The following is a 17078-nucleotide window of genomic DNA, read 5'->3' as shown; positions in this document are numbered from 1 at the left end:
GCGGCGGGTGATTCCAACCGCGATTATTTGTTGGCGTCAGCAAATAACCGGGGTCAGAACATCACGCCGACTGGCGGGTGTACTTCTCGGCGGTCAGGTCGGGCACCTTGGCCTTGAGTTCCGTGAACCGCTTCACGTACCCGTCCTTGGTCAGGCCGAACGCCTTGACCTCGGTCTCGTGCGTCTCGGCGAACGCCCGGACCTTGTTCACTTCCGCGTCGATGGCCGCGGTCGGGTCGCCCCCGCCGGGGAGGACGCCGGCCGGCAACTTCTCGCTGAACACCTTCTTGGCGGGCAGGGCCTTGAGCTTGGCGACGTAGTTGGCGAACGCCGTCCCTTCGAACGAGCGGTTCCCTTCCGAGAACTTCTGCACGCTCAAGTCGTCGAGGGATTCGAGGGTCGGCTTGTGGAGGGTGTCGAACTCGGCCGGGGTGCAGTGGGCGACGCCGTTCGCGCCGATGAGGTCCAGGCGGGCGGCGGCGATCTTGCCGGCCTTCTGCGTGCGGACGGTCTCTTCGGCGTACCGCTTGATGTTGTCGGCCTGCGTCTTCGCCGTCGCGACGGCGATGGTCAGGGTCGTGACGAGCGTCTTCGCCTGCTCGCTGTACTTCTTCACCTCGGCCATCATCGCGGCCGGCACCGCCGGGGCGGGCGTCTGTTGCGCCTTCCACTGGGCGTACACCGTGGCCAACGTCTGGTCGTCGAGGGCGGCGAGTTGGGCCGCGTCCTGCCCGGCCGCCTGGAGTTCGGCAATCATCTGGTCCCGGGGCGGCGCGCCCTCGTCCATCTTCTGGACCGGCGGTGCGACGGGCGGAACCGGAGCGGGCGGGGTCGGCTCGCTGAACTTCTTGTAGATCGCGACCACCTCGGCGTCGCTCATCGCGTTCGCCGCGGCGTCGGACAGGGTGAATTTGCCCTTGAGGGCGGCGAGCATCTGGGCCTTGTTCATCGGTCGCATCTCCGAGAAGCAGGTGAACGTGTTTTTGACGGCGTTGGCGGTTCGCGGCCGGCCCGCAAACGCCAGTTGTTTCGGCTCGGCGAACTGGGCGATGGTGAGCGGCACGTCGGCCATCGCCTTGTTGACCGGTGGCGCCCATCCGCAAAGGGCCACCCGGCGGAGGGCGAACCCGTAGTGGTTGCCGAGCCCATCGACGAAGTCGTTGTAAATCTCGACCGACACCCGCTTGTACGCCCGGGCGTCGATCAGGTCGGCGATCGGGGCGGGGATGTCCTTGAAGTCGGCGATCAGGACGACCGCACCCCTGGCGAACCGATCGGGCACGACCTTCAGGCCCGTGATCCACCCGGCGGCCGGGCCGTCGTCGCCGTCCAGGCTCGCGGCCGTAAGGTACGGGGCGAGCCGCGGGTCCGAGGCGAGCAGGGCCGTGAGAACGTCCTGGTCGTCGTCGTGGCCGATGCCGAGGGGCGGGTCGAGCAGGCTGAGGCGGAACTCGCCGAGGAGGTAGAAGTTCTCGACCGCCTGCCGTAGTTGGTCCGGCGTGTATCCGTCTTGGTCCGGCGAGAGGCCCGCCGTCGTGAACACCTCCACGCCCTTACAGGCACGGAGGGTCAGCGGGGCGGTATCTGCGGGGGCCGTCGGCATGCCCGTAAAGATTCCGACTTCCCTGCCTGAGTGGTAACTCTTCCGTCAAATGAGGGCCGACCCGCCGCGAACAATCACGCGGCCGGCAATCTTCCCCTCGGCGTGGACGGCGTTCTCGGTCGTCAGGCCGACGGTTTCGAGGGCCTCCCGGATCAGTTCACAGGCGTCGTGCCCGGCCTTCTGGGCGTCCTCGCCCTCGGCCACGGTGTACCCGTCCGTGAAGAACACGTTGCCCGCCTCGTTGATCGTGACGTTCACGACGCCGACGCCCTTCGCCCGGTCGAGGACGTCCTGGGGCGTGAGTAGTTCGCCCGGCGTCTCCAACACGACCTCCGCCACTTCCCCCGGGGGCTTGGGGTTCGATGGTACGTAACTCAATTCGTCGATCGGCTTCAGGGGGCCGTTCCAGTCGGTCGTTGCCGCCACGGGGGTCCGCTCGGCCCGGAGCGTCTTCAGTTGCAGTTTCTTCGTGCGGACGGAGTCGAGCGTGTGGTCCTCAATGCCGGCGAGTTTAGGCAGTTCCTCCTCAATGCTCTCCAGCACGTCCTCGGCAACGGGCAATTCGCCCGCCTCGATGTGGCAGCTCACGGCGCACAGGGCGTGCGTCACCGCCCGCTGGTGCGCCTTCGCCTCGCAGAAGTTGAAGGCCGCGTCCTGGTGGGCCTCGGCCGCGAGCCGGTGCTTGCCCTGCCGGGAGAACGCCGCCGCCTCGTTCGCAAACTGTTCCGCAATCGTCGTCATGTTGAAAGTCCAAAAAGGTTAGGGATCTCACCAACTCCATTCGACAGTCCGCCGTTGGTTCGTGCCAACAGCCACAATCAACGCAGAATTCGTTCATCCTTTTGCCCCGTAAAGCCGATCCGACAGGCCGTCACGGACTCGCCTGGAACAACCTCGGTCGGCGACAGCCACTCTTCCCGCCGCGTCCGACCGTCCCACCATGCCACGCGGTAAAACGTGACGAGGTTCCCCTCGCCGATCTGCACGCCCGTAACCACTCCGGGGACAGAGTTCGCGGCGTTAGCTGGGTAACCGACGGTGACCGATGACCCGACCGCTATGGCCCGCAATTCGCTCGTGCTCATACGCTCCTCCAGAGGATCACCAATTTGACTCAACGCTCGCCCCGGCCGCTTGCAACTTCGCCCACCGGCCTTTCGTGACCGGGGCTGAACTGCAACGGCAGTTGAAAATTCTTGGCCCACGCACCTCGCCGAACGACGCCGAAGTCGGGTAGTAGCGGTTGAACTTCGGGGCGTGGTCCTCGCCCTCCCGCCCGTCGGCGATGCCGAGGTACTGCCACACGGGGAACATCGCCTGCATCTCCGGGGTCGCGAGTTCGGCCGAGACGCCCTGGTGGTACGAGTCCATCAGGTTCGTCCGGTAGACCATTTCGCTGTACTGCGGGTTGGCCGGCGTCACCCCGGCGGCGTTCAGCATCCGCTCGACCACTTCCCCGCCCCGCTCGGCCCCGAACCCCGGCACAGCGTCGGTGCCCTCGACTTGATCCCTCTCCCCGCTCAGGAACTGAGAGAGGGCCGTCTGCACCTTGCCGAGCACGACCTGGTCGGCGGCGTGGGCCATCGTGAAGGCGTGCCGGTCCATGAGCGGGCCGAACCGGGCCGGGTCGATGCCGAGGGTCGGCACGAGGTTGCGGAAGTAGTCCACCGCGTTCCGGGGCAGGAGGAACGGGACCGGGTCGGCGAACGCCTCAAACGGGTTCACCTCGTCACCTTCGGCAAAGGTCTGGGCCGATCGTCCCTCCCCTTTCGCCGCCAGCCCGTGGACCCTCGCCCGGCCGAGCAGTTCGCCCACCGACAAGGCCGAGCCGATGTAGTCGGCCAGTTCCTGCAACTCGTCGTCCGTCAACAGCGTCGTCGCGCTGAGCGGGTTCGGGTCATTGAGCAACCGCTGCACGGCCGTGCGGTACAGGCGGGCCATCGCGTCCACGCCGGCCGCCTTCACCGACCCGAGCAGGTCCACGGCCTTCGCGCCGTCGGCACCCGGTAGCGCGAACTGGTCGTCGAGCGGTGCCGGGCCGTCGGGCGGTTCGGCAAACACGGTGAGCGGGATCGGGGGCCTCACCGCCCCCGGGCTTTTTTTGCCCGGACTTCCTCCGCCAGCTTCGTCACTGCGGCGTTCAGTTCGGCGAACGCCGAGAGCGGGTTGAACCCTCCCCCTTGAGGGGGGAGAGTCGGCGGCGTGCCGGACGCGAGTCGGTCCGTCGGGTCACGGGGGTCGGCGAGTTGTGCCCCCAGTGCCTTCGCGTAGTGCTTGATCGAGAGGGCAGGCCGGCCGGCCTGCCCGTCGAATCCCACTGCCTGTAGCTTGGCGATCTGGTCCATCTCCTGTTCGATGTCCGCCGGGTTGATCCCGCCGACGCTGAACCGCGGGTACCCCCGCACGCCCCCGAAGTTCCAGTCGACGTACCGGGGGATGAACTGCCGGTTGATCGTCTCCGTGGCGAGCTTGCTGAGGTACCACTTCGGCAGGTCGCTCGTGTCCTGGTGGACCTTCGCGTTCCCCCGCCCGTCCGGCACGTCCCCGCTGAGCATCTGGAGTTCGGCGAACGCGATCCCCGTGACGACGGCGACGATCTTGTCCTGCTCGAACTTCGCGTAGTCCGTGTCGCTCGCCTTCGTCATCTCCAGCAACTGGATCTCGACCCCTTCCGGGATCACGCCCCACGTCGAGATGCGGAGGCTCTTGAGCAGCCGCTCCAGCGTCGACTTCTGGTTCTGGTCCCGGTACCGGCCGAGCATCGTGCCCGCCGTCCGTTTTTCATGATGAATCGCCCGCAACTTCCGCACGGTGTCGAGCAGCCACCAGTCGGCCAACGACGCCCGAAAGGGTGCCCACCCGAACGGCTCCTCGAACAGCGGCGCGTACTTCGTGATGAGGAAGTCCACCGCGTCCATGTCCTCCAACTCCGGGGACCGGAGGGACCGGATGGCCGTGATGTTCCGGTAGCGGTCGCCGAGGAGGTACAGCAACTGCACGTCCTTCGACTTCGCGGCCTTCGGCACCCACTTCCCGGCCCACCGGCCCTGGACCTCGATCTCGCTCACCGGCTCGACGATGCTCACGCCGTCCGGCCCGAGCGGGGCGAGGATGGAAAAGATCAGACCGGCGGAGCCGAGGGGCAGCCGTTCGATGCCGTCCTGGATGAAGTCGGCCTGATCTTGGGCCGCCGGGTCCGCCTCGTCGTACGGGTGGACCTGGAACTCCTCCGACGCAACCGCGAACACCTGCGCGAGCCACGCCGCCTTGACGTACGGGTCCTTGAGCATCTGCCGCATGGCGATGCGGACCTCGGGCGTGTCGCCCGTGGCCGAGTCCATGTACGGCAGGAAGTTCACCCGCCCGCCGACGCCGATGCCGAGCGTCGCGCCGATCTTCTCGGACGAACTCGCGGTCGGCTTCCGCGGCCGGCCCGGGGCCGCCGGTGTGGCGGGGGCCAACGCCGTCGAGGCCGCCGGCTGCCGCCAGTTGCCGAACACGCCCGCCAGGTTCGAAAGGACGCCCATCGTTACACCCGCCCGAAGAGGTTGCCGAACATGCTGCCGCCCGTGTCCCCGTCGTCGTCCTCGTCGTCCGGGTGGACCGAACCCCCGGCCCGCTGGAGTTGCGCCGCGATCGTGCCACCGCCCACCGACACGCTGTCCGGGGTGAGTTGCACGAACCCGCGGGTGGCTAAAGTCTGGACGATATATCTCATCTGGTCCATCGCGTGGTTGTGCAGGTCCACCGGGACTTCCTTCACCGCCCGGCCGTCGTTCGTCTTCGGCCACATGTACGCGCTGAACTCGTCGACGATCGAGCACGGGTGGCCGGCCCGGTCGAGTTCCGCGTCCCGCTCCACGAGCGAGTCCCGCAGAACGTACAGGCGGGCCTTCCCGTCCGGTTGCACCACGAGCCGCTCGCTGACGGCCTGGATGCCGGCGGTGATCGCCTTGTCGGCCGGGACGGTGCCGAGCAGGAGCACGCCTTCCAGCGTCGCCCGGTCCTCGGCGTCGTGGTCGCAGATCACGAGGGCCGGGGTCGGCTCGGTCGCGTAGAACCAGTTCGCGCACCGCCGGCCGGCGTCCCACGCCCCGACGCACTTGAGGATCGTCTCGGCGTGGGCGGCGACCGTCCGCCGGGTCATGTAGATTTCGCGGTACAGGAACAGGCGGCCGTCCGGGTCGCGGGCGTACCACCCGCACGAGAACGGGTTCGTGTACCCGAAGTCGATCGACAGGAACCGCGGCCAATCGTGCGGGATGTCGAAGCGGTCCACGAGGTGGACGTGCGGGTCCCACCCCTCGTACACGACGCCCTCGGCCTGGACCCACAGGCCGTACCGCAGCCGGGGCTTCCGCGGGCCGGTCAGCGCGTCGAGCTTCGCGAGGTACACGGCCCCGTCCGGCGTCGGCTTCCCCGTCTTCGGGTCGATGACGCTCGGGTTGTCCTCGTGCCGGGACTCGATGAGCCGCGTCTGCCCGCGGTCGCACCGCTTCTTGAGCCAGTGCGTCGGGCGGTCCGGGTTGGTGTCGGCGATGATCTGCCGACAGGACACGCTCACCCGTTGCTCGTCGTCGTCCCGCCGGGCGCGGAGGCGAGTCGTCAGGTCTTACCACTCGGACTCGCGCAGTTCGATCGCTTCCTGGACGTAGATGAGGTCGTAGGCCGTGCTCATCACCTTCTGCGACTTGTCGAGCCCGCCGACGACGATCACGCTGCCGTTGGGGAACTGGTACGACGAGCGGAACTTTCGCTGCGGCCCTTCGAGGCACGGGTGCCCCTTCGGCACGACCTCGTTCTCCCACGTCACCAATCCGGCCTCGGTCAGGCTCTCCCGCGTCTTACGGACGATGAGGAGGCGAGCGCCGGGGTACTTCTCGGCGAACAGGAACAGCTTCGTCAGACAGGCGATTGATTTTCCCGTCCCGGCGGGGCCTGAGAGTAAGCACTCGTCGTCACGGGTGCCGAACAGCGTCCGGTTGCCACCGTAGAAGTCGAGGAACCGCAGGTCAGGCGTGGGCGAACTCATACGCCCTCCGACGGGACGATCTTCCAGTTCGGCCCCTCGACGGGACGGAGTTCGTACTTCCTCAGTTCCTCGGTCACGCGGGCCATGTCCGCGGCGTTGACGTGGTAGGTAACTTGGACGGTGGGCAGGCCCTTGCAGGTGAACGCCAACCGCACGTCCGTGACGGGCTTGCCTCCATGTAGGCCCAACGCCCGCAAGATGCCATTGATGGCGGGCAACGGCATCGCGGGGACGTCGGCACAGGCGGTCGGCGGGGAAGTCCCCGACCCGCCGCGGGGCAGCAACCGCGTCCCATTCGACCGCTCCCGAATCGACCGGGCCGTGGCGTCTTGCAGCCGCCGGATGTCCTCCTCGATGGCGCGACCCGTCAGGAAGTCACTTACCGCCTTCAACCACTTCGGAGTCTTCATTCCGCCCCCTGAGTTGTCAGACCGCGTCGGACAGTGCCTTGTCGATCGCCAGGACGCCCTTGTGCGTGCTCTCGACCTTGATGGCCGCGTTGTACCCCTTCAGCTTGGCGATCGCCTCTTGGCAGTGCCGGACCTCGGCGATGAACCGCGGGTCGCCGGCCATCTCTTCCTTCGTCTCGCTATCCTTGGTCCCGCCCTTCTCGCCGGTGCTCGTCTCCGTCCGGGTGACGACGTGTGTGCCCCGGGACTCGTCGAACGCCCGGTACGCGAGCGCGATGAGGTGCTCGTACCGGGCGACCTGGCGGGCCACCGCCTCGTCCACGTTCGCCTTGCCCTCGGCCAGCCACTCGGCCCGGACGGCGTCCAGGTCCCGCCGCACCTGGGTGTGGCTCACCCCCAGTTCGTCGGCGATCTCGCGGAGGGACTTGCCGCGGAGGTACAGGCGGGACGCGAGCAACCGCCGCTGCTCGACGGCGAGGTGCTCCGGGGTCAGGGGTTGGTCGTCGGCATCAGTCGCCACGGAAGTCCTCACTCGGTCACGACGGATTCGGGGTCGTTCACCACCACGGCCTTGATGGCCCACATGGCACACTCTTCGAGCTTCGTGGCCGCGACGGACGCCTCCCGCGACTTAGCGCAGTGCATGTCGAGGCAGTCCTGGAACTCGGAGAACAGGCGGCGGAGTGTGGCGATCCTGCCCACGCCCTGTTCGGACGGCCGGTGATAGGCGAACGTCTTGCGAATCGGACCCGGCGTCTGCGGTGGTGCCGGCAAGGGATTGACAGAGAAGGCGACCTCAACCTTACGGCCGCACGTCGCGCAAGATGAGAAGGACTGAACCACACAGTTCTCGCCTTCAATCTCTAATCTCGCAACATCCGTTCTGCCGCACAGCGGACACGTGTAAGTGTTGGCCTCCGAGATCGCTCGTACCACTTCGATCATGTCTTTTGCCTCGTGTGTGGAACGTCGCCCAGCATCGCGACCACTTGTTCGGCCGGGGTACGCTCCACGTTCCAGCGTCACCAATTCCGCCCGCCCTGCCTGACTGGAACCCGCCCGCATGACCGCCGTTAAACCCCGCCGCCGGGACCGCCTGTGCTCGCTGCCGAACGTCCGGTACACCGTCGAGGGCCGGTTCCAGGCCCGCATCTGGATCGGCGCGACGTGGGGGAGCATCAGCCTGGGGTTGTACCCGACCGAGGAACTGGCCGCGTCCGCGTCGCGCGAGGTCCTCCGCCACCTGTGCGGGCACCTGCTCGACCCGCTCAGCGTCTGGTCCGCGACCCGCCGGGCCATCGCCACCGGGCACGTCCGCCCCACGGTCCTGCCGAAGTTCGTCATCCTCCGGGGCGGGGAGTTCTTCACGCGGTTCACCACCCGGGCGGGCGTGGCGGGCGGGCCGTACCCGACGGCCGTTCAGGCGTGCGCCGCCGCCGTGGACGCCCGGCTCCAGGCGATCAACGCCCGCCGGAGTTCTGCCTTGGCCAGTTCCAACTGATCCCGCACCGTCCGCCGGCACAGGCCGAACTCCCGGGCCAGCGCCTGGACGCACGGCTCGGGGGCCGCGTCGATGCCGAAGTACCGGGCGAGGAGGTCCCCCTGCCGGGCCGGGAGCGAGGCCAACGCCGCCCGGACGCCCGCCCGCAGTTCCTTCCGCTCCAGCAGCGCCGCCGCGTCGTCGCCCCCGGCCGACGGTTTCGCGGACGCACCCCGCTCGCCCCCCGTCCGCCGCATCCGCGCAACGATGCCGTCGCGGACCGCCCCTTGGGCCAGTCGCCGCGCCCAGTACCGCGGCTGGTTGCGGGCCGGGTCGAAGTGCGGGGCGTGGGCCACGATGATCGCACGGGCGTCCTGCAACACGTCGTCGAACGGCAGCCCGTACACCGCGACCGCCCGCCGGGCGACCGAGCGGAGGACGCCGTCCACCTCTTCCAACAGCACCTCGACGCTCACCATCGGCGCGACCATCCGACCTCCGGGCTTGGGGAAGTGAAACTGGGTAGACGTTTCAGCGGCGGTTCCGTCGCCGTGACCGCTCGGCCAGGTGCTTGCGGCGACGCCACCGGGAGACGCGGTTGGCCCGCCGGTTGTGATCGTCCCAGTGGGGAGGCGATGTCGCCGCTTGATCCGTTCCCGTGAACAGGCGGGCGATCAACCGTAGGGGTGTCAGGAGTCGCATGTCGGCCCTCCGTTACGCGGGGGTGGGCCGGCGCAGGAACACATCCGCCTCGGCGATGATCCAGGGCACGGAGACGAGCGTGCGGCCGGCGGCGAGGGACTCGATGTGCTGGACGAATTCGAGGACGCGGCGGTCGCTGATCCGTTCAGCCTGCTTGGCGGACATCTCGGCAATGACCAGATAGGCAAGTGCCATCAACTCACATGACACGTCATCACCGAGATGAAGACTGTCAACGAACTCGTCGAAGGTATCGACTGCGGGTAATGGGGTCGCCGTGGACATGATGCTCTCCGCGTGGGGTGCGGAGAGTTTCGCAGGTGAAGCGTGGGCGGGGCGATGCTATGGAGGCGATCAATCAATCATTGTGGCTGGCGTCCCGGCGTCGAGGTCGGTCTGGGGAGTCGTCTTCGTAACTGTCCCGCCGCCGTCGAGGTTTCATACGGTTCAGCCCTCTTACCTCGCGCCAGTCCTGGTAAGCGGCGTTCGATGAAAGGGCCAGAATGCCGGCGATCATCAGACCGAGGCCGAACAGGAGCAGGAAGCTGGACCCGATCAAGAAGATGACGGCCGCCGGGCGGTTTAATCCAGCGGCAAAGGAGGCGAAGATGCCGAACACGCTGAAGAAGATAAACATCAACGAGAACAGGAGCGAGACAATTCCGAGGCCCTTCAGCCCCCGCGGCTTGCATTGAATCGTCAGAGCGCCCGTGACGAAGAACACGAGGCAGATTAGGAGGCCGACGACAACCATAGACACAATCGGGTCAACCGCGCCCTGTTGATCGGCCGGAACGGGAGCCTTCCTCCCCGCGCCCCGGATGATGATGGTCGCCACGGTGCCGACCGCCCCAAGTACGCCGACGACTCCGACAATCATCCAAATAAGGGCCGCCGCACGAGCACCGGCTGGGAATCTCGGCCGACCGTCATCACTGTGATTCATGGCTTCCCAGACAAGGAGACAAAGAAAGTCCGCCGAAATTTTATTCACATCGTCTCAGTCCGGCAGCGACGGCTCATCGCCCCACATGATTGCGGCGGTTACGTCCGGGATCGTCTGCGCGGGGATCGGCTCCACCGAGGATGACGGTCCGATGTGAGCGGATTCGATCAACCGGAACACGAGCCGGTTCCCGACGACCGTGCCCACGTACCGCCCGTTGGGGCCGAACACCTTCGTCTCGACCCTCTGCCCGACGTACTTGCCCGGTGCCGTGAAGACCGCGTCGCCGACGACCTGGAGCGGACGCCCCGCTTTCGTGTACAGACTCACCGCCGCTCCTCCCCGAATGCGTGACGCCCATTCTATGACCCGCCTGGAACGTCCTCATGGTGGAACGCCCGTCGGCGGCCCGATTCGCTCGGTTCTGCGGGAGACAGTGTTGGCGTTTTCCGCCAACACTCAATCCGGAACTCGCATCGACTTCCCAAATCGGGAAGTCGGACGAACGTGTAGGCAAGGACGGAAGAGTTGCTCGCCCAGGACGACCCCCGCCGTCAGAACCCTTTGAAGCAGTTGACAGCCACCAAGTGACTTAGACGGACGCCGACACCATGCCCGACTTCCAGATACTCAGACTCGACGACATCGAAGTGGACAACTCCATCCAACCCCGCGCGAAGGGCTTGGATGGTGGCCACGTCGATGACCTCGCCGCCGCGTACACCGCCGGTGCCGACATCCCGCCGCCCGTGGTGTGGAACCTCGGTGGCGAACGGTTTCGTCTGTCGCAGGGCTACCACCGCTTGAAGGGGGCGAAGAAAGCCAAACTGACGGAGTTGAAGTGCGAGGTTCGGCGGGGCACGGAGACAGACTGCGCGATTGACTCGGCCACGAGCAATCAGGGGCACGGCCTGAAGCGGAGCAACGACGACAAGCGAAGGTGCGTTGAATTACTGCTGAAACTGCTTCCGGAGCACACTGATACTGTTATTGCCGAGAAGGCGGGCGTTGCGCAGTCGTTCGTCGCTGAACGAAGAGGCGGAGTGTTTAAGTCGGACTTAAACACTCCGCCTTCCACTCGCACTGGTCAGGACGGCCGTCGCTACAAGACCAATAAGCCAAAAATACGGCTTGAAACAGGTGAGGAATTTCCTCACCTGAACGAACGCGGATAAAAGAAGTTGTGTCGAGAAGTTGCTGATGTGGTTGCCGAAGCACAGCAACCGTGCGATTGCTGAGATGGCCGGCGTTGGCGACCACTTAGTGGCTGACGCAAGACGGAAGGACGAGGTGCGGGAATCACGCACCTCGACTTCCGAAACCCGGACTGGGAAGGACGGCAAAAAGTACCCGGTTCCACCCACGAAGGCCGATGCCCCCACGCCGCCGGGGTCAACAACTCTGCCGGTAGATGCGGACAAGCCCGAACCAGTCAAACAACCCACACCTACCCTCTTCGACCAGACGACAGACGTACATGCTGACCCCGCGAAGACTTCCGCCGAATTGTCGCCGTCGCCCGTGATGGGTGAAGTCATTAGCCCGATTGTGCCGCCGGTCGCCGACCCCTACTCTCTCGACGCTTTGAAATTCCTGAGGAAGGAGATTCGGGCGGAATTGCTCGCCCACCTGCTGACCATCGACCCGCCGACGCTGCTATCCGTCGCCGAACGACTCGCCACCGACGCCATCCCGTCGCTGACAAAGGCCGACCGGGTCGCCGTCCTCGAAGCTGCCGCGGGAGCGGGCTTCTGTCCAATTTGGACAGAAGCCGCCTCATGTCAGGTGGAAGATTCTTCCACCTCAGCGATTCCAGGTGGGAGATTCTCCCACCTCAACGATCTGCTAGGCCATGTGTCCGACTCGGGAATTTCCTGAGTGTATCCGTTTGAGCATCAACTCAATCCTACCCACTCAGCGTCGACACTGGAACGTCCCCACAGCGGAACCCGTCGCCCCACGCGGTTCGGGCCGGATTCGTGGCCAATGGCGGGGGTTCCAGGGGTCAGCGTGGAACGGCCCATTTCGGCCCGGTTAGTCTCGGTGCAACGCGGTCGTGACGGCCGCCCACCTCACGAGAACTTACCCATGCCGGCGACCGACGCGACTTCTGCCCTCCGCTTGATCCGCGAGCCGCGCAACGACTGGTGGCGCATCCGCTTCGACGGCGGGTGTAATGGCAACGGGAGTCCGAACGCCACCGGCCGATGGGGGTTCTTCGTCGAGTGCAACCTGGGCGTGACGCAACTGGAAGGGTCGGGCAAGGCGAAGGGCGACCCGGTCACGAACAATCTGGCGGAGTGGCAGGGCCTCTACCACGCCCTGCTCGGCCTGACGTGGCAGCGCATCGAGCCGGCCGGCGTTCTCATCGAGGGCGACTCGCAACTGGTCATCCACTGCCTGACGGGGAAGTGGGGCAGCAAGACGCCGGCGCTGACGCGGCTTCGCGACGAGTGCCGTGCCCTGCTGTTCGACTACGGCGTCCCGTGGGCGGCCCGGTGGATTTCGCGGGAGCGAAACGAGCGATGCGACCGCTTGGCTGCGTCAGTCAGGTGACAGTATGAAAAAGTTATGGGCATAAGTTGAATAACTGTTCACCTGAGAAAAATACTTGGCCCGAGGGCGTCCGCGGGCGGAAGGGGTCGAAAGGTGACTGGGTAGATTCCCAGTTGAACGACCAAAAAGTAAGGCCGGTCTGGTGCCACCCAGAGCCGGCCCGAAATCCCACCCCACCGGATGCAACCCGATGGACTGTACGCCAGAATTATACCCTGTCCCCACGCGACCTCGTCACGTCAGTGTTCGTCATTATCTGCAAGCCGACCGAATCCCGGAGCAACTCGCCAGTCTCCACCGATACATCGGTTGGCGATGGGACTTCGAGAAGCGGAACTCGGAGACCGGCAAACCGGGGAAGCCACCCATCTGCCCTCGCAGAGGGTGCATCTCCAACGCGCACGATCCGAGAAGTCACGTCTCGATGAGTCAGGCAATTGAAGCCTGTGAGCGCTTCGACTTGGAAGGAATCGGCCTCTCGCTGACAACCGAGTTGGAGCTTGTGGCCATTGACCTCGACGGATGCCGCAACCCTTCCACGGGCGAGCCAACGCCGGAAGCTGCCGCCATTCTTCAGATTTTTCGGAAGACGTTCGCCTACGTCACGCCAAGCGAAGAGGGCTACCGAATCATCTGTAGAGGCAGACTACCTGAAGGGTATTCGCACCTGCACCGTGCTGGCGGTGAGGTATACGCCACGAAGCAATACATCGCCGTGACTGGTTGGCTCGTTGAAGGGCACCCCAGTACCGTCGCCGAGTGTGCGGGGGAGATGGAAGAGTTCGCTCGCCTGTACATGGTACGAGACGAGCGAAAGGCGTCGAGCAAGCAGCATGCTTCCAAGTCGAGTACGAAAGCACAAGCCAATCGTGAAATTCCCGATACGCTTGAGTCGGCGACGGGCCTAACTCGGACCGACGAGGATGTTTTGTACTTTTGCTTGAATCAGCCCACCACCGGAACGCGGTTCCGTGCGTTGTGGGAGGGCAATTGCCAGTCGTGGTATGCGTCGCCGAGCCAGGCAGATCAAGCCCTCTGCAACCTCTTGTACTTCGCAAGCGGCGGCGACGCCGTCCAGACCGAACGGCTGTTCCGGCAGTCCAAACTCGGCCAGCGGGGAAAGGCTACCGCGCGATCGGATTACATCCCGCGGACGGTCTCCGCCGCCGCCAAGTACGTGAGGAAGGTCTACACGGGTGCGGCGACCGTCTCTCGGCCGAGGGCAGCTCCCCCGCAGGGCGTCACAAAGCCCCCCCAACCAACATGTGATGTTAAGGTGTGTGCCAAACGGCGGGCAAAGTATAATCAAGTGCTAGTTTTAATGTTCAATTGCCGCGGGGACTACTCGCGCAAGTTCAGCCTTTCCTGCCGGCAGGTGGCCGAGGATACGGGCATCCCCTACCGGACTTGTGCGCGGATACTGAAACAGATTGTCGTGGACGGGCACTTCAAGCAGGTCCGTCGCGGGCTCTGGGCAACGGGGATGGCGAGCGAATACGACCTGCCTGAATTCGTCCCGGCCTCGTTTCAGGATGCGAGTGGCGGAGTCGCGGAAGTCGAGGCAGCACCGACCCATAAAACGCAAAAGAAACACAAGGACAAGAAACACGGGAAGAAAGACCCGTTGCCCCTCGAACCCCTGACTCTTCCGCCCCGAAATCGAATCCAAGAAGGCGAACGGACAAGTGTCTGGATCAAGCAGGAACCCGGACGGCCCTGGATTTGTCACTGCCTTCAGCGTTCGGAGAAAAACGCCGCTGGTGATTGGGACCACCGCCGATGGATTTCGCAGGTGGAGAGTGAGACACGTTTCGCCGCATACCGGGTCATCGGCTGGATGCTGAGTACAAGGGGGGTAGGCAGCATGAGCATTGCAGGACACCCCATGCTAAAAGACGAAGATATCACAACTAGCCTTGATGAGCGACTTCGCGTGGAACTTCAGAGACACGCCGACGAACCAGCGGTATACGAGGACGTTGAAACGTCGAATCCGTGCGGCTAAACGGATGTGGTGACGACCGGGTACATTCCCGGCATGGTCGGCCACCTGTCACCAGCGGAGTTCGCCGCCGCCGTCGAGTACGACGTGGGGACGGTCCGCCGGTGGTTGCGGGCCAAGCACGTCAAGGCCCGGCGGGTCGGCCCGCGGGGCAACTGGTGGATTCCCGAAAGTGAAGTGAAGCGGATCATTGGCGAGCCGGCACCCCAGACGATCACCGCCGACCAAGCGAAGAACTGCCTCGCAGAACTGTTGAACGAGATCCGTGTCGGCCGACCGGGCAAGTCGGCCTGACCGACGTCAACTCGCCTCCTTCTTGCCCTTCCCCTTCTCGATGTTCACCGCCCGCGTAAAGTCGAAGTCCGCGTACCGCGCCGCCACACTGATACTCTTCTGGCCCAATTTCGCCCGGGCGGCGTCCAGGTCGAACTCGGCCTGCGTCTCGACCGCGACCAGGTGGCGGACCTGGTACGGCGTCCACTTCGGTACGCCGGCCTTCTCCGCCGCCCGCTCGATCGCCTGGGCGTAGCTCTGCCGCGTCCACTTCACGTTATAGGCCCGCGAGCCCGGCCGGGACCGCTTCATGTCCAGCGTGTCCTTGCGGTAGCTCTCCGCGACGGATTCGATGGGTTGGAAGAGAGGAACGTTCGGCACCCGCGTCAACCGGGGTTCGAGGATGGCCTTGGCCTCGTCGCCCAGGATGATCACCCGGACGTGGCCGAAGCGGTCCGTCTTGTGGACCTTCCGAACGTAGACCCACACCCCCGCCTTGTCCAAGTCGCGGGCCGTGCCGCCGAGTTTCACGATGCCGGTGCGGAACACCTCGGCCCCGGTCATGTTGAAGACGTCGGACGGCCGCATGCCGGTTAAGAGTTGCAGCTTGACCATCTCGCCGACGGTGCGGTTCAGGGCGGCGATGGTTGCCTCGACGTGCTGGCGGGGGACGGGTTCAACGTCCCGCTCCCGCCGGGCGGCTTCGATGGGCAACTTCTTGATCGCCATGACCGGGGCGGCGGCCTCGGCCGAGATTCTCTTCGACTCGACCGCCCACGAGTAAACCCGCTTCAGGTTGGCGAACCACCGGCGGAGAGTCGCCCGGCCGTACTTCGGCCCGCCCTTCCCACCCGGTTCGGTCGTCTCCTCCGCCTTCGCCTTGAACAGGGCCTTGATGTCCTGGGCCGTCACGTGTTCGATCTGGCGGAGGGCGAGAGGCCCGAGGTGGTTGATCAGGTAGGCGATGGCGGCTTGCTTGTCGGCCGACGCCGGAGCGTCCGGCGAGCGGAGGAAGTCCCGGATCACGTGCGTGAGAATGTTCGGCGAACCGGACGCTTTCGCGTTCGGATTGGCGGCGTACTGGGCGACGAACGTCCGGTAGGCCGCCTCCGCCTCGGGGGTGCCGTAGTCGCCGAAATAGTGGCGGGTGCGGTTCGCCCAACAGGTGGCGTACCCGCGGAAGTTTTTCAACACCGGTATGACTGCGCGTTTGCGTCCCATGAGGGAATATACCCCGATATGCGATATAAACAGCGATAGGTGGTAACGTGGAAAGGCATCGGCCGATTGGCCGATGCGAATTGACTTGAAATTAAGGGTTTTGAGTGGGCGGTACAGGATTTGAACCTGTGACTTCGTCCGTGTGAAGAACGCACTCTACCGCTGAGTTAACCGCCCCTTAGTCGGAATTAACTTACAAGTCCCTCCCGCTCGGGTCAAGGCCGCTCAGCATTTGCGAACGACGCCCACGAGAACGCCCAGAATTTGCACCTCCTGCCGGCTCGGGTCGACCTTGATTGGCGACATTGAGGCGTTCATCGGGTGGAGTTCGATGGAATCCTTCCGCTTGTAGTACTTCTTCAGCGTCATCGCCTTATCGACCATCGCGACGACCTTCGAGCCGTTGTCGGCCGATTCTTGCTTGCGGATGAGAACGTAGTCGCCCTCCGCGATGTGGCCGTCGATCATCGACGAGCCGCGAACCTTCAGGGCGTAAACATTTTCGTTCGGGAACAGGTCGCGAATCTCCAACCGCTCATCCTGCTGGGTCGTTTCAATGGCCTTGCCAGCCGCGACCACGCCGAGCAATGGCAGGCTGTACCCGCCGGCGTTCACGCCCTGAATGGTGATCCCTCGCGACAAGTTCCGGTTGCGGTTGATCATCCCCTTCTTTTCCAGGGCTTTTAAGTGGCACATCACGCCGTTGGGCGAGCTGATATCGAACTTCTTGCAAATGTCACGGATCGTCGGCGGGTAGCCCATCGACTGAATGTGATCGCAAATGAAGTTGTAAATCTGCCCCTGTTTCGGGGTGAGGTTTGCGTCAGGCACGACTGTACTCCCTCATCGACTG

General features: G+C 65.0%; 23 protein-coding genes and 1 tRNA gene. 6 read left to right on the top strand and 18 right to left on the bottom strand.

The window, feature by feature from the left end; genetic code table 11:
* Positions 1-61: 61 nt before the first annotated feature.
* The 10 genes from PX52LOC_RS26010 to PX52LOC_RS25965 all read right to left on the bottom strand — a co-directional run bounded on the left by PX52LOC_RS26010 (position 62) and on the right by PX52LOC_RS25965 (position 7819).
* Positions 62-1603, bottom strand: coding sequence for a hypothetical protein (locus tag PX52LOC_RS26010; protein WP_149112825.1), 1542 nt, complete (start codon positions 1601-1603; stop codon positions 62-64).
* 45 nt (positions 1604-1648) lie between these two features.
* Positions 1649-2344: a hypothetical protein gene (locus PX52LOC_RS26005; protein WP_149112824.1), complete on the bottom strand. Its 696-nt coding sequence runs from the start codon at positions 2342-2344 to the stop codon at positions 1649-1651.
* A gap of 77 nt (positions 2345-2421) precedes the next feature.
* Positions 2422-2688 carry a hypothetical protein gene (locus PX52LOC_RS26000; protein WP_149112823.1) on the bottom strand — a complete coding sequence of 89 codons (267 nt, stop codon included), beginning with the start codon at positions 2686-2688 and terminating at the stop codon, positions 2422-2424.
* A gap of 16 nt (positions 2689-2704) precedes the next feature.
* Positions 2705-3688, bottom strand: a complete 984-nt coding sequence (locus PX52LOC_RS25995; RefSeq protein WP_149112822.1) for a hypothetical protein — start codon at positions 3686-3688, stop codon at positions 2705-2707.
* The gene (locus tag PX52LOC_RS25990; RefSeq protein ID WP_149112821.1) at positions 3685-5130 is read right to left on the bottom strand and encodes a phage portal protein family protein; all 1446 of its coding nucleotides are present in this window, start codon (positions 5128-5130) and stop codon (positions 3685-3687) included. The genes PX52LOC_RS25995 and PX52LOC_RS25990 overlap by 4 nt, the downstream gene beginning before the upstream one ends.
* Positions 5131-5132: 2 nt before the next feature.
* Positions 5133-6167: a hypothetical protein gene (locus PX52LOC_RS25985; RefSeq protein ID WP_149112820.1), complete on the bottom strand. Its 1035-nt coding sequence runs from the start codon at positions 6165-6167 to the stop codon at positions 5133-5135.
* A 48-nt stretch (positions 6168-6215) separates the two neighbouring features.
* Positions 6216-6635 carry a hypothetical protein gene (locus tag PX52LOC_RS25980; RefSeq protein ID WP_149112819.1) on the bottom strand — a complete coding sequence of 140 codons (420 nt, stop codon included), beginning with the start codon at positions 6633-6635 and terminating at the stop codon, positions 6216-6218.
* On the bottom strand, positions 6632-7045 hold the full coding sequence (locus PX52LOC_RS25975; protein ID WP_149112818.1) for a hypothetical protein: 414 nt from the start codon (positions 7043-7045) through the stop codon (positions 6632-6634). The genes PX52LOC_RS25980 and PX52LOC_RS25975 overlap by 4 nt, the downstream gene beginning before the upstream one ends.
* Positions 7046-7061: 16 nt before the next feature.
* Positions 7062-7565, bottom strand: a complete 504-nt coding sequence (locus PX52LOC_RS25970; RefSeq protein ID WP_246173469.1) for a helix-turn-helix domain-containing protein — start codon at positions 7563-7565, stop codon at positions 7062-7064.
* Between the two features lie 8 nt (positions 7566-7573).
* Complete coding sequence (locus tag PX52LOC_RS25965; protein ID WP_149112816.1) at positions 7574-7819, bottom strand: Acb2/Tad1 domain-containing protein; 246 nt, start codon at positions 7817-7819, stop codon at positions 7574-7576.
* A gap of 289 nt (positions 7820-8108) precedes the next feature.
* Here PX52LOC_RS25965 and PX52LOC_RS25960 point away from each other — a divergent pair, with 289 nt between their 5' ends.
* Positions 8109-8546 carry a hypothetical protein gene (locus PX52LOC_RS25960; RefSeq protein WP_149112815.1) on the top strand — a complete coding sequence of 146 codons (438 nt, stop codon included), beginning with the start codon at positions 8109-8111 and terminating at the stop codon, positions 8544-8546.
* Here the strand turns inward: PX52LOC_RS25960 and PX52LOC_RS25955 are convergent.
* The 5 genes from PX52LOC_RS25955 to PX52LOC_RS25940 form a co-directional block, all read right to left on the bottom strand.
* Entirely contained in the window at positions 8465-9016 is a 552-nt protein-coding gene (locus PX52LOC_RS25955; protein WP_149112814.1) for an RNA polymerase sigma factor, read from the bottom strand. The two genes, PX52LOC_RS25960 and PX52LOC_RS25955, sit on opposite strands and share 82 nt — an antisense overlap.
* A 40-nt stretch (positions 9017-9056) precedes the next feature.
* Positions 9057-9227: a hypothetical protein gene (locus tag PX52LOC_RS40940; RefSeq protein WP_168219206.1), complete on the bottom strand. Its 171-nt coding sequence runs from the start codon at positions 9225-9227 to the stop codon at positions 9057-9059.
* Between the two features lie 12 nt (positions 9228-9239).
* The gene (locus tag PX52LOC_RS25950; RefSeq protein WP_149112813.1) at positions 9240-9512 is read right to left on the bottom strand and encodes a hypothetical protein; all 273 of its coding nucleotides are present in this window, start codon (positions 9510-9512) and stop codon (positions 9240-9242) included.
* A gap of 73 nt (positions 9513-9585) precedes the next feature.
* Entirely contained in the window at positions 9586-10065 is a 480-nt protein-coding gene (locus tag PX52LOC_RS25945) for a hypothetical protein (RefSeq protein ID WP_149112812.1), read from the bottom strand.
* 162 nt (positions 10066-10227) lie between these two features.
* A complete protein-coding gene (locus tag PX52LOC_RS25940; protein ID WP_149112811.1) occupies positions 10228-10503 on the bottom strand; it encodes a hypothetical protein in 276 nt (91 codons plus the stop codon).
* Between the two features lie 281 nt (positions 10504-10784).
* Here PX52LOC_RS25940 and PX52LOC_RS25935 point away from each other — a divergent pair, with 281 nt between their 5' ends.
* The 5 genes from PX52LOC_RS25935 (at position 10785) to PX52LOC_RS25915 (ending at position 15025) form a co-directional block, all read left to right on the top strand.
* The gene (locus PX52LOC_RS25935; protein WP_149112810.1) at positions 10785-11348 is read left to right on the top strand and encodes a ParB N-terminal domain-containing protein; all 564 of its coding nucleotides are present in this window, start codon (positions 10785-10787) and stop codon (positions 11346-11348) included.
* Positions 11349-11373: 25 nt separating this feature from the next.
* Positions 11374-12051, top strand: a complete 678-nt coding sequence (locus tag PX52LOC_RS25930; RefSeq protein WP_149112809.1) for a hypothetical protein — start codon at positions 11374-11376, stop codon at positions 12049-12051.
* A gap of 210 nt (positions 12052-12261) precedes the next feature.
* Positions 12262-12729, top strand: coding sequence for a reverse transcriptase-like protein (locus PX52LOC_RS25925; RefSeq protein WP_168219205.1), 468 nt, complete (start codon positions 12262-12264; stop codon positions 12727-12729).
* 424 nt (positions 12730-13153) lie between these two features.
* On the top strand, positions 13154-14734 hold the full coding sequence (locus PX52LOC_RS25920) for a phage NrS-1 polymerase family protein (protein ID WP_149112807.1): 1581 nt from the start codon (positions 13154-13156) through the stop codon (positions 14732-14734).
* Positions 14735-14743: 9 nt separating this feature from the next.
* Complete coding sequence (locus PX52LOC_RS25915) at positions 14744-15025, top strand: hypothetical protein (RefSeq protein ID WP_149112806.1); 282 nt, start codon at positions 14744-14746, stop codon at positions 15023-15025.
* A gap of 6 nt (positions 15026-15031) precedes the next feature.
* On the opposite strand, the gene PX52LOC_RS25910 is transcribed toward PX52LOC_RS25915, so the two are convergent.
* The 3 genes from PX52LOC_RS25910 to lexA all read right to left on the bottom strand — a co-directional run bounded on the left by PX52LOC_RS25910 (position 15032) and on the right by lexA (position 17056).
* The gene (locus tag PX52LOC_RS25910; RefSeq protein WP_149112805.1) at positions 15032-16225 is read right to left on the bottom strand and encodes a tyrosine-type recombinase/integrase; all 1194 of its coding nucleotides are present in this window, start codon (positions 16223-16225) and stop codon (positions 15032-15034) included.
* Positions 16226-16330: 105 nt separating this feature from the next.
* Positions 16331-16402: transfer RNA gene (locus tag PX52LOC_RS25905), tRNA-Val, on the bottom strand.
* A 48-nt stretch (positions 16403-16450) separates the two neighbouring features.
* The gene (gene lexA / locus PX52LOC_RS25900) at positions 16451-17056 is read right to left on the bottom strand and encodes a transcriptional repressor LexA (protein WP_149112804.1); all 606 of its coding nucleotides are present in this window, start codon (positions 17054-17056) and stop codon (positions 16451-16453) included.
* Positions 17057-17078 lie beyond the last annotated feature (22 nt).

It is taken from the genome of Limnoglobus roseus (genome assembly GCF_008254045.1).
GTDB lineage: Bacteria > Planctomycetota > Planctomycetia > Gemmatales > Gemmataceae > Limnoglobus > Limnoglobus roseus.
This window is presented reverse-complemented; position numbering and strand designations above follow the sequence as displayed.

What these genes read in the sequence shown, in the direction of transcription:
- PX52LOC_RS26010 (WP_149112825.1), bottom strand. Translation starts at nt 1,603, where the DNA reads ATGCCGACGGCCCCCGCAGATACCGCCCCGCTGACCCTCCGTGCCTGT.
- PX52LOC_RS26005 (WP_149112824.1), bottom strand. Translation starts at nt 2,344, where the DNA reads ATGACGACGATTGCGGAACAGTTTGCGAACGAGGCGGCGGCGTTCTCC.
- PX52LOC_RS26000 (WP_149112823.1), bottom strand. Translation starts at nt 2,688, where the DNA reads ATGAGCACGAGCGAATTGCGGGCCATAGCGGTCGGGTCATCGGTCACC.
- PX52LOC_RS25990 (WP_149112821.1), bottom strand. Translation starts at nt 5,130, where the DNA reads ATGGGCGTCCTTTCGAACCTGGCGGGCGTGTTCGGCAACTGGCGGCAG.
- PX52LOC_RS25980 (WP_149112819.1), bottom strand. Translation starts at nt 6,635, where the DNA reads ATGAGTTCGCCCACGCCTGACCTGCGGTTCCTCGACTTCTACGGTGGC.
- PX52LOC_RS25975 (WP_149112818.1), bottom strand. Translation starts at nt 7,045, where the DNA reads ATGAAGACTCCGAAGTGGTTGAAGGCGGTAAGTGACTTCCTGACGGGT.
- PX52LOC_RS25960 (WP_149112815.1), top strand. Translation starts at nt 8,109, where the DNA reads ATGACCGCCGTTAAACCCCGCCGCCGGGACCGCCTGTGCTCGCTGCCG.
- PX52LOC_RS25955 (WP_149112814.1), bottom strand. Translation starts at nt 9,016, where the DNA reads ATGGTCGCGCCGATGGTGAGCGTCGAGGTGCTGTTGGAAGAGGTGGAC.
- PX52LOC_RS40940 (WP_168219206.1), bottom strand. Translation starts at nt 9,227, where the DNA reads ATGCGACTCCTGACACCCCTACGGTTGATCGCCCGCCTGTTCACGGGA.
- PX52LOC_RS25950 (WP_149112813.1), bottom strand. Translation starts at nt 9,512, where the DNA reads ATGTCCACGGCGACCCCATTACCCGCAGTCGATACCTTCGACGAGTTC.
- PX52LOC_RS25935 (WP_149112810.1), top strand. Translation starts at nt 10,785, where the DNA reads ATGCCCGACTTCCAGATACTCAGACTCGACGACATCGAAGTGGACAAC.
- PX52LOC_RS25930 (WP_149112809.1), top strand. Translation starts at nt 11,374, where the DNA reads ATGTGGTTGCCGAAGCACAGCAACCGTGCGATTGCTGAGATGGCCGGC.
- PX52LOC_RS25925 (WP_168219205.1), top strand. Translation starts at nt 12,262, where the DNA reads ATGCCGGCGACCGACGCGACTTCTGCCCTCCGCTTGATCCGCGAGCCG.
- PX52LOC_RS25920 (WP_149112807.1), top strand. Translation starts at nt 13,154, where the DNA reads ATGAGTCAGGCAATTGAAGCCTGTGAGCGCTTCGACTTGGAAGGAATC.
- PX52LOC_RS25910 (WP_149112805.1), bottom strand. Translation starts at nt 16,225, where the DNA reads ATGGGACGCAAACGCGCAGTCATACCGGTGTTGAAAAACTTCCGCGGG.